General features: G+C 60.2%; 14 protein-coding genes and 1 pseudogene. 12 read left to right on the top strand and 3 right to left on the bottom strand.

Going from position 1 to position 14,503, the window contains the following annotated elements; all coding sequences use genetic code 11:
- Positions 1-19 precede the first annotated feature (19 nt).
- The 7 genes from efp (at position 20) to Q0K43_RS06920 (ending at position 6,313) form a co-directional block, all read left to right on the top strand.
- Positions 20-589, top strand: coding sequence for an elongation factor P (efp, locus tag Q0K43_RS06950; RefSeq protein ID WP_297289834.1), 570 nt, complete (start codon positions 20-22; stop codon positions 587-589).
- 179 nt (positions 590-768) lie between these two features.
- Positions 769-1,233: a CD1247 N-terminal domain-containing protein gene (locus Q0K43_RS06945; RefSeq protein WP_297289833.1), complete on the top strand. Its 465-nt coding sequence runs from the start codon at positions 769-771 to the stop codon at positions 1,231-1,233.
- A gap of 200 nt (positions 1,234-1,433) precedes the next feature.
- On the top strand, positions 1,434-3,881 hold the full coding sequence (gene feoB, locus Q0K43_RS06940) for a ferrous iron transport protein B (protein ID WP_297289832.1): 2,448 nt from the start codon (positions 1,434-1,436) through the stop codon (positions 3,879-3,881).
- Between the two features lie 4 nt (positions 3,882-3,885).
- Entirely contained in the window at positions 3,886-4,050 is a 165-nt protein-coding gene (locus Q0K43_RS06935; protein WP_297289831.1) for a FeoB-associated Cys-rich membrane protein, read from the top strand.
- A gap of 12 nt (positions 4,051-4,062) precedes the next feature.
- Entirely contained in the window at positions 4,063-4,788 is a 726-nt protein-coding gene (locus tag Q0K43_RS06930) for an NAD-dependent protein deacylase (protein WP_297289830.1), read from the top strand.
- Positions 4,789-4,800: 12 nt separating this feature from the next.
- Positions 4,801-5,256 (top strand): AlbA family DNA-binding domain-containing protein, encoded by a 456-nt coding sequence (locus tag Q0K43_RS06925; protein ID WP_297289829.1) that lies wholly within the window; start codon positions 4,801-4,803, stop codon positions 5,254-5,256.
- Positions 5,257-5,386: 130 nt separating this feature from the next.
- Positions 5,387-6,313, top strand: a complete 927-nt coding sequence (locus Q0K43_RS06920) for a helix-turn-helix domain-containing protein (RefSeq protein WP_297289828.1) — start codon at positions 5,387-5,389, stop codon at positions 6,311-6,313.
- A gap of 45 nt (positions 6,314-6,358) precedes the next feature.
- Here Q0K43_RS06920 and trxA read toward each other — a convergent pair whose 3' ends face one another.
- From trxA to Q0K43_RS06905, 3 genes are read right to left on the bottom strand one after another with little or no spacing between them, the layout of a single operon-like run.
- A complete protein-coding gene (trxA, locus tag Q0K43_RS06915) occupies positions 6,359-6,673 on the bottom strand; it encodes a thioredoxin (RefSeq protein ID WP_297289827.1) in 315 nt (104 codons plus the stop codon).
- Between the two features lie 27 nt (positions 6,674-6,700).
- On the bottom strand, positions 6,701-7,558 hold the full coding sequence (locus Q0K43_RS06910; protein WP_297289826.1) for an NAD(P)/FAD-dependent oxidoreductase: 858 nt from the start codon (positions 7,556-7,558) through the stop codon (positions 6,701-6,703).
- Positions 7,540-7,854, bottom strand: a complete 315-nt coding sequence (locus Q0K43_RS06905; RefSeq protein ID WP_297289825.1) for an ArsR/SmtB family transcription factor — start codon at positions 7,852-7,854, stop codon at positions 7,540-7,542. Before Q0K43_RS06905 ends, Q0K43_RS06910 begins: the two co-directional genes overlap by 19 nt.
- A gap of 154 nt (positions 7,855-8,008) precedes the next feature.
- Here Q0K43_RS06905 and Q0K43_RS06900 point away from each other — a divergent pair, with 154 nt between their 5' ends.
- From Q0K43_RS06900 to Q0K43_RS06880, 5 genes and pseudogenes are all read left to right on the top strand, one after another.
- Positions 8,009-8,272 carry a metal-sensing transcriptional repressor gene (locus Q0K43_RS06900; RefSeq protein WP_297289824.1) on the top strand — a complete coding sequence of 88 codons (264 nt, stop codon included), beginning with the start codon at positions 8,009-8,011 and terminating at the stop codon, positions 8,270-8,272.
- Positions 8,273-8,292: 20 nt separating this feature from the next.
- A complete protein-coding gene (locus tag Q0K43_RS06895; protein WP_297289823.1) occupies positions 8,293-10,812 on the top strand; it encodes a heavy metal translocating P-type ATPase in 2,520 nt (839 codons plus the stop codon).
- A 224-nt stretch (positions 10,813-11,036) separates the two neighbouring features.
- The gene (locus Q0K43_RS06890) at positions 11,037-12,269 is read left to right on the top strand and encodes a BMP family lipoprotein (protein ID WP_297289822.1); all 1,233 of its coding nucleotides are present in this window, start codon (positions 11,037-11,039) and stop codon (positions 12,267-12,269) included.
- A gap of 169 nt (positions 12,270-12,438) precedes the next feature.
- Positions 12,439-13,980, top strand: a complete 1,542-nt coding sequence (locus Q0K43_RS06885; protein WP_297289821.1) for an ABC transporter ATP-binding protein — start codon at positions 12,439-12,441, stop codon at positions 13,978-13,980.
- Positions 13,977-14,503: pseudogene (locus tag Q0K43_RS06880) on the top strand (ABC transporter permease); the annotation flags it as partial. The gene Q0K43_RS06885 and the pseudogene Q0K43_RS06880, both read left to right, overlap by 4 nt.

Genomic DNA, 14,503 nt, shown 5'->3' with positions numbered 1-14,503 from the left:
TTTTGGAGGATGAATTTCAATGCCTACGATTTCTGCCAGTGATTTCCGCAACGGCGTGACCTTTGAGATGGACGGCCAGGTCATGCAGGTGGTCGAATTCCAGCACGTCAAGCCCGGCAAGGGCGCCGCTTTCGTCCGCACCAAGATGAAGAACGTCATCACCGGCGGCGTGACCGAGACCTCTTTCAACCCCACCGCCAAGTTTGAGCAGGCCTATGTGGAGCGCAAGGACATGGAGTACAGCTACAACGACGGCGACCTGTACTACTTCATGGACCCCGAGACCTACGATCTGGTGCCCATCGGCGCCGAGATGATGGGCGACAACTTCCGTTTCGTGAAGGAGAACATGGTGTGTAAGATCAACTCCTACAAGGGTAAGATCTTCGCCGTGGAGCCCCCCACCTTCGTGGAGCTGGAGGTCAGCGAGACCGATCCCGGCTTCAAGGGCGACACCGCCACCAACGTGACCAAGCCCGCCACCCTGGAGACCGGCGCCGAGATCAAGGTGCCCCTGTTCATCAACCCCGGCGACAAGATCAAGATCGACACCCGTACCGGCGAGTACCTGGAGCGCTGTAAGGGTTAAGCGTCCGAGCGCCCGGGAGCAGGCGCACAGTGAACCGCGCAGACGAAAAAACAGTTGCGCCTCAGGCGCAAGGCATTTTTCGCGGAGCGGTGAACAGTGGGCCGTCGCGGAGGGTGCGAGGCGTGATACCATATTGTAAGGCCCTTCGTGGCCGACGACTGAGAAAAGGAGAAGCAGTTATGACGATTTCTGAGAAGGTCGCGTACCTGAAGGGCCTGGCTGAGGGCCTGAATATCGACACCGAGAAGTCCAAGGAGGGCAAGCTGATCAACGTGATCATCGGCATCCTGGAGGAGATCGGCATGTCCATCGAGGACCTGGAGGAGAACAATGTGGCCCTGGGCGAGGAGATCGACGCCATCTCCGATGATCTGGCCGATGTGGAGAAGGCCGTCTTTGAGGACGAGGACGACGAGGACGAGGATGATTGCTGCTGCGACGACGACTTCTTTGAGACCGAGTGCCCCAACTGCGGCGAGACCCTGGTGATCGACGAGTCCGTCCTGGACGAGGGCGTGATCCAGTGCCCCAGCTGCAAGGAGAAGTTCGCCCTGGATCTGTCCGACGACTGCTGCTGCGGCGACGAGGACGAGGACGACTGCGGCTGTGGCTGCGGCTGTGAGGACCACGACCACGAGGACTGAGTTTTAGCATATCTTTGGGGCGCTGCGGAGATTCCGCGGCGCTCCTTTTTTATTTGTCGGATGTTTTCCCGGATGACCGCAAAACCAGTGGGATTTTGGTGAAAATGGCGGGTGAACTCTCTTGCGCCTGTTGCTGCCAGCGTAGTATAATGGGCACGGAATTAGATTAGATTAACTCTGAGAACAGCGGATGGGATAAGATGAAAGCACAAGAGACACAGATACATAAAACTCTGGAGGAGGTCCAGCCCGGGGAAAAGGGCACCATCCTCCAGGTGGGCAACGACAGAGGTCCCGTGAAGCGCCGTCTGGTGGACATGGGCCTCACCCCCGGCACCCAGGTCATGGTGCGCAAGGTGGCTCCCTTTGGCGACCCGGTGGAACTCAATCTGCGGGGTTACGAGCTGTCCCTGCGGAAGTCGGACGCCGCCCAGATCCTCATCGCCACCGGCGAGGAGGGGGAGCAGAAGGCCCAGGCCAGGAAAAAGCGTATGGGCATGGTGCAGCACCTGCCTGACGAGGAGACCCTGCGCCGGATGGATGCCGACCACGCCCATGAGGCGGCGGTACACGGCGGCGTGCCGGACTACGCCAGCCACGACACCCGGGAGATGAAGCTGGCCCTGGTGGGCAACCCCAACTGCGGCAAAACCACCCTTTTTAATGCCCTTACCGGCTCCAACCAGTATGTGGGCAACTGGCCCGGCGTGACGGTGGAGAAGAAGGAGGGCAGGGCAGAGGTGGACGGGAAAGCCGTCACCGTGGTGGACCTGCCCGGCATCTACTCCCTGTCCCCCTACTCCATGGAGGAGATCGTGGCCCGGGACTTTATTGTGGGAGAGCGGCCTGACGCCATCATTGATATCATTGACGCCACCAACATCGAGCGCAACCTCTACCTCACCGCCCAGCTGCTGGAGCTGGAGCGGCCCATGGTCATTGCCCTCAATTTTATGGACGAGGTGGAGAAGCACGGGGACAAGATCGACGTGGACCGGCTGTCCAAGGAGCTGGGCGTACCGGTGATCCCCATCACCGCCCGGTCTGGCAAGAACATCCAGAAGCTGCTGGAGGTGGCCCACCGTCAGATGCATGTGGGCGTTACCCTGGAGCCTGACGACCTGTATGACGACTTCACCCACCAGATCCACCACAAAGTAGGCGAGCTGATCCATGACAAGGCCTATGCCGCCCACATCCCCGCCCATTGGGCCTCCATCAAGCTCATTGAGGGGGACGATCTGGTGGAGAAGGCTCTGGGCCTGAACGGGGTGGAGAAGGCCGCTCTGGAGCGGGTGTGCCAGGAATATGAGAATACCTATGAGCTGGGCGACCGGGAGACCCTCATTGCCGACGCCCGCTATCAGTTTATTCAGAAAGTGGTGGACAGCTGTGTGCGGCGGGGCCGCCCCCTGGGTACGCCCACCCTGTCCGACCGGATCGACGCCATTGTTACCCACAAATTTTTTGCCATTCCAACCTTCCTGCTGATGATGCTGGCCATGTTTGCCCTCACCTTCGGCCCCGGCCAGATGCTGGCCGACGGGGTGGACACCCTCATCGGCGGCTATTTTGCCGACTGGGTGCGGGGCGTGCTGGCCGCCGCCGGTACCGCTCCCTGGGTGGAGGCCCTGCTGGTGGACGGCGTCATTGCCGGCGTGGGCGGCGTACTTACCTTCCTGCCCCAGATCGCCATTCTGTTCCTTTTCCTGTCCTTCCTGGAGGACTCGGGCTATATGGCCCGGGCCGCCTTCATCATGGACCGGCTGCTGCGGCGCTTCGGCCTGTCCGGCAAAGCCTTTATCCCCATGCTCATGGGCTTTGGTTGTACGGTGCCTGCCGTTATGGGTGCCCGCACCATGGAGAATGAGAAGGATCGCCGCATGACCATCATGCTGGTGCCCTTCATGTCCTGCTCCGCCCGGCTGCCGGTGTATGGCCTGCTTACCGCCGCCTTCTTCCCCCGGTACGGCGGATTGGTGGTCTTTTCCCTCTATTTCCTGGGCCTGATCTTCGCCATTCTCTCCGGTATCCTGCTGAAGAAACTGGTGTTCAAGGGGGAGCCCGCCGCCTTTGTGCTGGAGCTGCCCCCCTACCGCCTGCCTACCCTGAAGAACATCGCCCTCCATGTGTGGGAGAAGGTGAAGGGCTTTCTCATCAAGGCGGGTACCCTGATCCTGGCCATGAGCGTGCTGCTGTGGTTCCTCCAGTCCTTCGGCTTTGAGGGCGGAGCCTTCGGTATGGTATCCAGCGAGGAATATTCCATCCTGGGGGCCATCGGTTCCTTCCTGGCACCTCTCTTTGCGCCGTTGGGCTTCGGTACCTGGCAGGCGGCGGTGGCCCTCCTCTCCGGTCTCGTCGCCAAGGAGATGGTGGTGTCCTCCATGAGTATGTTCTACGGCTTCTCCGTCACCGCCAGCGGCACCGCCATTGCCGCCGCTCTGGGCGGCACCTTCCAGAGCCCCCTGGCGGCCTACTCCTTCCTGGTGTTCGTGCTGCTCTATGTGCCCTGTGTGGCCGCGGTGTCCACCATTCGCAAGGAGATGAACTCCGCCAAGTGGACTCTGGCCTCCATCTGCTGGCAGCTGGGGGCGGCCTGGCTGGGTTCCTTCCTGGTCTACCAGATCGGCTCTCTGTTTTTGAGGTAACGTTATGTTGAAATACCTGATCTACGCTGGGGTGGCCGTCCTCATTATCTGGGCGGCGGTCTACCTGACCTATCGCTTCCATCAGAATCTAAAGGGCAAGCGGGGGTGCGACTGCGGCGGCTGCTCCAGCTGCCCCCACACCTACTGCCGCCACCGGAAAGCGCCGTAAGGAGGGTTTGGTATGGATCAAAAACTGGAACAGCTCCAGAAGTGGATCGACGAGAGTGAGAATATCGTCTTTTTCGGCGGGGCGGGCGTATCTACCGAGAGCGGCATCCCTGATTTCCGCAGTGTGGACGGCCTGTACAACCAGCAGTACCAGTATCCCCCGGAGACCATTCTGAGCCATACCTTTTTTCAGAAGAATCCGGAGGAGTTCTACCGCTTTTACCACAACAAGATGCTCTTTCCCAACGCCAAACCCAATGCCGCCCATCTGAAGCTGGCGGAGTTGGAGCGGGCGGGCAAGCTGAAGGCCGTGGTGACCCAGAACATTGACGGGCTCCACCAGGCGGCGGGCAGCGTCAACGTCTACGAACTCCACGGCTCGGTCCACCGCAATTACTGCATGAAGTGCCGCCAGTTTTACGACCTGGACTTCATGATGAAGCAGGATGGCGTGCCCTGCTGCCCGGTGTGCGGCGGAACCATCAAGCCCGACGTGGTGCTGTACGAGGAGTCCCTGGACCAGGAGACCGTCGAGGCTTCCGTGCTGGCCATCTCCCGGGCGGATATGCTCATCATCGGCGGCACCTCCCTGGCGGTCTATCCGGCGGCGGGCCTCGTTCGCTACTACCGGGGCAACAAGCTGACCCTCATCAACAAAAGCCCCACGCCCTACGATAAGGAGGCCGACCTGGTGATCGCCGGACCTATCGGGGAGATCCTGGGCGGCGTGCGGGTATAGAGGAGCGAAACCATGTTTGATTTTACCCAGATCAGCCATTACCGGGAAAACAATCGCCTGGAGGCTAAGCTGGCCACCGGCGGCCTGCCCCACAGCATCTGGGAGACCTACTCCGCCTTTGCCAACAGCTACGGCGGGGTGATCCTGCTGGGGGTGGAGGAGTTGCCCGACCGCAGCCTGCGGGTGCAGGGTCTGCTGGACCCCCAGGGCATGGTGGAGGAGTTGATCGCCGGCCTGGACGACCCGGCGGTGGTCAGCGTCAACCTCCTTCGAGAGGAGGACATCCAAATCCTCCATGTGGACGGCGGGGACATCGTGGCCATCACTGTGCCGATGGCGGAACAGGATCAGCGGCCGGTGTACATTGGTGGGAATCTCCGCCGGGGTTCCTACCGCCGCAGCGGGGACGGGGATTACCACTGTACCCAGGCGGAGTTGAACGCCATGCTGGGCGGCCGGTCCCACTGAGTGCTTTTTGCGGGCAAAAGCCTGATGCAACCGAAAGTTTACCGCAAAAAACCCAAACGCAACTGCAAATTGGTTTCAGTTGCGCTTGGGTTTTGCTATGCTGGGGCCACCTTGAGAGGAGGCAAAGACCATGAGCTTTGGAACGAATTTGCAATTTCTGCGGGACAGGGCCGGTATGACCCAGGAGGAACTGGCCGAGGCCCTTCAGGTGTCCCGGCAGTCGGTGAGCAAGTGGGAGTCGGACGCCAGTTTTCCGGAAATGGAGAAGCTGCTGGTTCTGTGCAAGCTGTTCCACACCGATCTGGATACCCTGCTGCGAGGGGACGTGCGGGCCAACTACCAGACCGACGCCGCCGGATACGACCGCTTTATGAACTGGTTCTCTAACTGGATCGCCATCGGGGTGTGTCTCACCATCCTGTCGGTAGGAGGTGCGCTGGCCCTCTATGGTGCGGTGGGTATGCCGGAAAACTGGGTGGCTGCGGTACTCATTTCGGGGATCGGAGTGGCGGTAGCCATCCTGGTGATTGCCGGCATGCGCTACGACCGTTTTGAGAAGGAACACCCTGTCCTTCAGGACTTCTATACCAAAGAGCAGCGGGAGCGGTTTTTGAACCGCTATCCCTTCCTCATCGCCCTGCCCATCGTGGGATTTTTCCTGGGCGTGGTGTGGCTCATCCTGCTGGGGGACAGCGCGGAGCTGATGGGCGAGCGGGCCGAGGCCAAACTGGTGGCAGGGTTTCTGACCATCGTGGCTCTGGGGGTAGCGGTGCTGGTATGGGCCGCCCTGCGGAAGGGCAAATACGATATTGAAGCGTGGAACAAGCAGCACGACCCCAGCCCGGAGGCGGTGGCCCGCCGGAAAAAGGTGGGGAAGGTGTGCGGCGCCATCATGATTGCCGCCACTGTGATTTACATGATCCTGGGCTTCGGTTCTATGGCCGCAGCGGGGGACTACGGCAGCAGCTGGGGCTGGCGCTGGGGATGGATCGTCTACCCCATCGCCGGTGTGATCTGCGGCCTGGTATCCCATCTGCTGGAAGAAGAGGACGAATAACGAGAAAATGCCTGCCGCAGTGCTGCGGCAGGCATTTTTTGACGATTACAGGTTGGCGTCCAGTACGGCGGTGTAGGCCTGGGGCGGCATGACGCCCACCTTGCGGTCAATCTCCTTGCCGTCCTTCAGGAAAATGACGGTGGGGATGCTCATGACACCGAAGCGCATGGCCAGGTTGGGCTCGTCGTCCACGTTGACCTTGCCCACCAGGGCCTTGCCCTCATACTTGCCCGCCAGATCCTCAATAACAGGGGAGAGCATCTTGCAGGGGCCGCACCAGGAGGCCCAGAAATCCACCATGGAGATACCGTTGGAAACCGCCTTGTCAAAGGCCTCGTTGGTCAGATGAATGATAGACATAGATAACATCCTTTCTCTGTATGAAATTCAATTTGAATCACTGATATGGTCTACATATTCCGCCGCCCGCAGGCCGGCCACCAGGCCTTCGCCCACGGCCTTGGATACCTGGAGGGGCTGGCCGGTACAGTCGCCGGCGGCAAAGACCCCGGGTACACTGGTAGCCATGTTCCGGTCCACCTGGATGTATCCGCCCTCCAGCGCCAAGCCGGGGAGCAGATCGGCGGGAGCCACCGAGGGCCGCAGAATAAATACGCCCTCACAGGGAATGGTGGTGCTGCCGGCCCGAAGGGATTCCACCTTGCCTTGGCCGGTGATCTCCACCTTGGGAGCTTTCACAAAGGGAATGTCGGGCCGCAGCCCGTCGGGGGCTTTGTCGCTGACGTAGGTGACTTTGCACCCCAGCTCCTGGAGGTAGTTGGCCTCCTGAGGCGCGTCGGCGGCTTTGCCCACCACTACGACTTCTTTCCCCCGGTAGAGCATCCCGTCGCAGGTGGCGCAGTAGCTGACGCCCCGGCCCAGATACTCTGCTTCGCCGGGATACTTGTTGGCCCACACTACGCCGGTAGCCAGAATAATAGCCCGGGCCTGCTCCATCTCGGAGCCGATGCTGAGATAGAATGTGTCGCCCATGGGCATGATATTCAGCACCCGGCCATCTTTTCGTTCGACGCCCATCTCCTGCGCGTGGACGCGGAACTGCTCCAGCAGCGCCTGGCCGCTGACCTGGGGAAACCCCAGGTAGTTTTCAATACGCGGGGTTTTATAGAGGGGGTTATCCCGGTCGTCACCGCCCACCACCAGCACCGATTTGTTCCGTACCCGTGCCTGGACGGCGGCCGACAGGCCGGCAGGGCCGCTGCCGATCACTGCGATGTCGTACAATGGTATTCCTCCTCACACTCTCCGAACAGGGCGGCGATGACCGCCGCCGTCTGAGGATCGGAGACCTCATAATAGACCTCGTTGCCCGACCGGGCCGCCTTTACGATACCGGCGGCCTTCAGGCGCATCAGGTGTTGGGAGATACAGGACTGGGACTGACCGGTATTGGCCTCCATGCAGCCCACGTTGCGGCAGCCGCAGTGGAGCAGCCCACGGACGATTCGCAGCCGAACAGGATGGGACAGGGCCTTCAGCAGTTCCGCCTTTTCCAGATAGGTGGATTCCAGGACTTCCATAGGATCACCTCGCTGTCTTTATCTGTATATTATTATATTCAAATACTCTAATATGTCAACAATTTTTTGGAAAAATTTTTTGGCACAGAGTTTCAATAGGAAGTTGACAAAAGTAACCGGCTGGTATACACTACACCCCAGGGGGGTGTCTGACATGATGGCAGACCAGAAAACGGTCCTCCGGCTGCTGCGTACCGCCCGGGGACAGATCGACGGAATTATTAAGATGGTGGAAGAGAACCGATATTGTATCGATATCTCCCAGCAGCTTATGGCTACGGAGGCCATTTTGAACCGTACCAACAAAGAGATCCTGGCTGCCCATCTCAAGCACTGCGTCCAGGAGGCGGACACGCCGGAGGAGCGCAGCCAGAAGGTGGATGAGTTTATCAGCACGCTGGGCAAGATTTTAAAGTAGAAAGACGATATGGTGAGACCATGAAGCAAAAGTTTGATGTACAAGGCATGACCTGCGCGGCGTGTTCGGCTCATGTGGAAAAAGCGGTGTGCAAGGTGGCCGGCGTGGACGGGGTCAACGTGAACCTGCTGGGCAACTCCATGGTGGTGGACTACGACGAGGGCGCCACCGACGCCGGGCAGATCATCCACGCGGTGGAGGAGGCAGGCTACGGTGCTTCTCTGCCTGACACCAGGAAACAGGCGGCCAAGCCCAGGCAGGTCAATGGGATGGAGGAAGAGGCCGCCGGCATGAAGCGGCGGTTTTTGACCTCCCTCATTTTCCTGGTGCCTCTGTTTTATATCGCCATGGGACACATGATGGGCTGGCCTCTGCCCGCCTTTTTCCACGACCCCGGCAATGTGTTCGTGGTGGCGCTGATCCAGTTCCTGCTCACCCTGCCCATTATGTATATCAACGACAAATACTACAAGGTGGGCTTTAAAACGCTGTGGCACCGCTCGCCCAACATGGACTCCCTCATTGCCCTGGGGTCGGCCGCTGCGGTGATCTACGGCGTGGCCGCTCTGTTCCAGATCGCCTGGGGCCTGGGCCATGGAGATCAGGTTCGGGTGGACAGGTGGTCCATGGATCTGTACTTTGAGTCTGCCGGCATGATCCTCACCCTCATTACCCTGGGCAAGTGGCTGGAGACCCGGTCCAAGGGAAAGACCAGCCAGGCCATCACCCGGCTGATGGATCTGGCCCCCAAAACTGCCGCTGTTTTGCGGGATGGGGCAGAGGTGGAGATCCCGGTGGAGGAGGTGCAGGTAGGCGACCAGGTGGTGGTGCGTCCCGGCGGCCGCATTCCGGTAGACGGGGTCGTGGTGGAGGGCAGCTCCTCGGTGGATGAGTCTGCTCTCACCGGCGAGTCCCTGCCAGTGGAGAAGGGGATCGGTGACCAGGTGGCCGCCGCTACCATTAACAAATCCGGTTACTTTGTGTTCCGGGCCACCCGGGTGGGGGAGGATACCACCCTGGCCCAGATGATCAAATTGGTGGAGGAGGCTTCCGCCTCCAAGGCTCCCATCGCCAAGCTGGCCGACAAGGTGGCCGGGGTCTTTGTGCCGGTGGTGATCGGCATCGCCCTGGTGACGGCGATTGTGTGGTTTGTTCTCACCCGGTCCATTGAGTCGGCTCTCACCGCCGGGGTGGCGGTGCTGGTGATCTCCTGTCCCTGCGCCCTGGGCCTGGCCACTCCGGTGGCCATCATGGTGGGTACCGGCAAGGGGGCGGAAAACGGCATCCTCATCAAATCCGCCGAGGCCCTGGAAACCCTCCACACGGTCCGTACTGTGGTGGTGGACAAGACGGGTACCCTGACCAAGGGAAAACCGGCGGTCACCGACTGCATCCCGGCGGAGGGGGTGACAGAGGAGGAGCTTCTGTGCGTGGCGGCCTCCCTGGAAAAGCCCTCCGAGCATCCGCTGGCCGAGGCCATCCTGACCGAGGCGGAGGAGCGGAGCATCCCTCTGGCTCCCATCCAGAACTTTGCGGCCCTGTCCGGACGGGGCGTTCGGGGTATCCTCCACGGCGTCCCCGTGCTGGCGGGCAACCGGGCCATGCTGGAGGAGGCGGGGATTGCCCTGGAGGCCTTTGGCGACAGGGGGGAGGCCCTGGCCCAAGGCGGCAAGACCCCGCTGTACTTCGCCGAGGCGGGTAAAATGTTGGGCGTGGTGGCGGTGGCCGATCCCCCCAAACCCACCAGCGCCGCCGCCGTCCGGGGCTTCCGGGAACTGGGCATCGACGTGGTCATGCTCACCGGCGACAACCGGCGCACCGCCGAGGCGGTGGGCCGTGAACTGGGGGTGACCCAGGTCATTGCCGAGGTGCTGCCTCAGGATAAGGAAAAGGTGGTGGCCGATCTCCAGGCCCAGGGGAAGCGGGTGGCCATGATCGGCGATGGCATCAATGATGCCCCCGCCCTGGCCCGGGCCGACGTGGGCATGGCCATCGGTGCAGGCACCGACGTGGCCATCGAGTCGGCCGACGTGGTGCTGATGAAGAGTGACCTGCTGGACGCGGTCACCGCAGTGCGCCTTTCCAAAAAGGTGATTCGCAATATCAAGGAGAACCTGTTCTGGGCCTTTATTTATAACATCATCGGCATCCCGCTGGCCGCTGGGGTATGGTTCCCCATCACCGGCTGGCAGCTCTCTCCCATGTTCGGCGCCGCCGCCATGAGCCTCAGCTCGGTGTGTGTGGTGTCCAACGCCCTGCGTCTGAAGTTTTTCCGGCCACTCCACCAGGAGGCGCCGGCGGAGCAAATTGAAACACAGAAAGGATCGAGTACCATGACCAAGACTATGACCATCAACGGAATGATGTGCGCCCACTGCCAGGCCCATGTGGAGAAGGCCCTCAACGCCATCGACGGCGTCACCGCTGCCGTGGATCTGGCCGCCAAGACCGCCACCGTTACTCTGAGTAAGGATGTGGCGGACGAGGTATTGAAGAACGCTGTTACGGAAGCGGGCTACGAAGTGGTCTCCATTGAGTGACAAATTATGGCAAAGGAGCGGCGAATGACCGCTCCTTTGCCTATTTTGTTGGAAGGGGCAGGAAAACAACGTTGAGAATTTGTAAAAATTGAATGGTTTGTGTAAATTATAGGTTGCCCTTTTTTAGGGAACAGAGTATAATAAGACCAAGCTCAGGGAGGAAGACGATGCAGTTACAGGCCGACCTGGGCGATTTGTGTGATATGAAAGGAAGGTAGATCACATTGAAGAAGTCTAAGAAGCTCCTTGCGCTGCTGCTCTCTCTTGCGATGATCGCGGGCCTGGCGGCCTGTGGCGGCGGCGGTACCACCGAGACCCCCTCCGGCAACAGCGAGACTCCCGGCAACGTGGAGACCACCCCCGGTAACAGCGAGACCCCCTCCGGCGAGACTGCCACTGATCCCGATTCTATTCCCGACACCATGACCTCTGAGGACGGCAAGTTCCAGGTGGCCTTTGTTACCGACGTGGGCCAGCTGAAGGACAAGTCCTTCAACCAGGGCACCTTCGACGGCGTGAAGCTGTATGCCGCCGCCAACGGCCTGTCCTACAAGTACTATCAGCCCGCCAACGCCAACGAGGCTACCGACGATGACCGCTACGACGCCATGAAGGCTGCCGTGGACGGCGGCGCCGAAGTGGTCGTGTGCGCCGGCTTCCTGCAGGAGGCCGCCCTGCGCAAGGCCGCCATTGACTTCCCCGAAGTTCCCTTCGTGTTCATCGACGGCTATCCTCTGACCGAGGATCCCGAGAATCCCGACAGCCCCATCCTGACCAACGTGGCCGCTATTGCCTTTAAGGAAGAGCAGGCTGGTTACCTGGCCGGCTACGCCGCTGTGAAGGACGGCTTCACCAAGCTGGGCTTCTCCGGCGGCGGCGGCGGCACCAACCCTGCCTGCTGCCGTTTCGGCTACGGCTATGTCCAGGGCGCCAATGACGCCGCCAAGGAACTGGGCACCACTGTTGAGATGAACTACTCCTGGCAGTACGGCGCTACCTTCTCCGGCTCCACTGAGCTGCAGACCATGATCAGCGGTTGGTATGCCAACGGTACTGAGATCGTCTTTGCCTGCGGCGGTTCTATGTTCCAGTCCATCGCCGCTGCCGCCTCCGCTAATGACAAGTACGTCATCGGCGTGGACGTGGACCAGGCCGGCGAGTCCGACTATGTTGTTACCTCCGCCATGAAGGGCCTGTCCGACGCTGTGCAGTGGGCCGTGGGCCACGTCTATGACGGCACCTTCAGCGAGATCGGCGGCGTTGCCACTTCTCTGGGCGTGGAGAACAACTCTGTGGCTCTGCCCACCGCTGACAGCTCCTGGCGGTTCGAGACCTTCACCGTTGAGGAGTACGAGGCTCTGTATCAGCAGATGCTGGACGGCTCCCTGGTGGTGGATGCCGACTATGAGAAGCTGGAGTCCACCGATTGGAGCAACCTGACTCTGAACGTCATCTGATCACTAGTCCATCCGGAGGGCGCCCTGCGGAATTACCGCAGGGCGCCCTTTTTTTCTCTGCGGGCAGAAGACTGAAATTTTGGGAGAAAAGAACAAAATTCTTGAGTTTTTCCTACCGATATTGTATAATAAAAACATCTCACTTACGGAGGAGGGCGGGATAAGGACTATGGAGACAGAGAACATCATTGAGATGCTTCACATTACCAAGGAATTTCCTGGTATCATTGCCAATGACGACATCACCCTCCAGCTGCGTCGCGGAGAGATCCATGCGCTGCTGGGTGAAAACGGTGCAGGTAAGTCAACCTTAATGAGTGTACTCTTTGGCCTGTATCAGCCGGAGGCGGGCGAGATCCGCAAAAATGGACAGAAGGTAAAGATTAACAACCCCAATGACGCCACGGCTCTGGGTATCGGTATGGTGCATCAGCACTTCAAGCTGATTGACGTATTTACCGTACTGGACAACATTATTCTGGGTGCGGAGACCACCAAGCTGGGCTTTTTGCAGAAGAAAGAGGCCCGCAAGAAGGTGGAGGAGATCTCCCAAAAGTACGGCCTGAGCGTGGATCTGGACGCCAAGGTGGAGGACATCACCGTCGGTATGCAGCAGCGGGTGGAGATCCTGAAGATGCTGTACCGGGACAATGAGATCCTCATCTTTGACGAACCCACCGCCGTACTTACCCCCCAGGAAATTGACGAGCTGATGGCCACGATGAAGGAGTTTGCCAAGGAGGGGAAGAGCATCCTCTTCATCTCCCACAAGCTCAACGAGATCATGGCGGTGGCCGATCGGGTCACCGTACTGCGCAAGGGCAAGTATGTGGGTACGGTGGATACCAAGGATACCGATAAACAATCCCTGTCCAACATGATGGTGGGTCGTCCGGTGCAGCTGCAGGTGGACAAGACCCCTGCCAATCCGGGCGATGTGGTTCTGTCTGTGGAGGGAATGACGGTACCCTCCCACACCCACAAGCGCAACGCGGTCAACGACGTGTCCTTCCAGGTTCGGAAGGGCGAGATCGTATGTATTGCGGGTATCGACGGCAACGGCCAGACAGAACTGGTTTACGGCCTGACCGGTCTGGAGAAGTGCAGCAGCGGCTCTATCCAACTTTGCGGCAAGGAGATCGGCCGTTGCTCCATCCATCAGCGGGGCGAAAACATGAGCCATATCCCTGAGGATCGGCATAAGCACGGCCTGGTGCTGGACTTTACCCTGGAGCAGAACATGGTACTCCAGCGGTTTAGGGAGCCCCGGTTCCAGCACCTGGGATTTATCAAGAAGGGCGAGGTGCGCAAGTATGCCGAAGCCCTCATTGAGCAGTATGACGTACGTTCCGGCCAGGGGCCGGTGACCATTGCCCGGTCTATGTCGGGCGGCAACCAGCAGAAGGCCATCATTGCCCGGGAAGTAGACCGGGATAAGCCCCTGCTGGTGGCGGTGCAGCCCACCCGCGGCCTGGATGTGGGCGCCATCGAGTATATCCACAAGCAGCTGGTGGCCGAACGGGACAAGGGCCGGGCCGTGCTGTTGGTCTCCCTGGAGCTGGACGAGGTCATGAGCCTTTCCGACCGCATCCTGGTCATGTACGAGGGTGAGATCGTGGGCGAACTTGACCCCAAGACCACAACCGTCCAGGAGCTGGGCCTCTACATGGCCGGCGCCAAGCGGACGCAGAAGGAGGGGAAGGGCGCGTGAAAGAGAAAGGTTCCACCTTATTGCAGAAAGAGGGCACCAAGTCGGTGCTGGCCTCCCTCATCGCCATCCTCATCGGTCTGGCAGTGGGCGCCATCATTATCCTGATTGTCGGCATCTTCAATCCCAGCCTGGGGATCAAGGGGGCGATAGAAGGCGTCCAGCTGGTGTTCGGCGGCCTGTTCAGCACCGGACGTAATGCGACCGGCGCGCTGACCTTCGGCTTTAACTCCACCAATATGGGCAACATGCTCTTCCGTGCCACGCCCCTGATCCTCACCGGCCTGTCGGTGGCGGTGGCCTTCAAGACGGGCCTGTTCAACATCGGCGCACCCGGTCAGTATCTGATGGGTACGGCGGCCACTTTGATCCTGGCCCTGTCCATCCCCACCAGCGTAGTGCCTGCTCCCCTGGTGTGGGTGATCGCTTTTGTGGGCGGCTGTCTGGCCGGCGCCATCTGGGGTTGTATCCCCGGCCTGGTCAAGGCCTTCCTCAACATCAATGAGGTGCTGGCCTGTATCATGAC

Source organism: uncultured Flavonifractor sp., assembly GCF_944383115.1.
Taxonomy (GTDB): Bacteria; Bacillota; Clostridia; order Oscillospirales; family Oscillospiraceae; genus Flavonifractor.
This window is presented reverse-complemented; position numbering and strand designations above follow the sequence as displayed.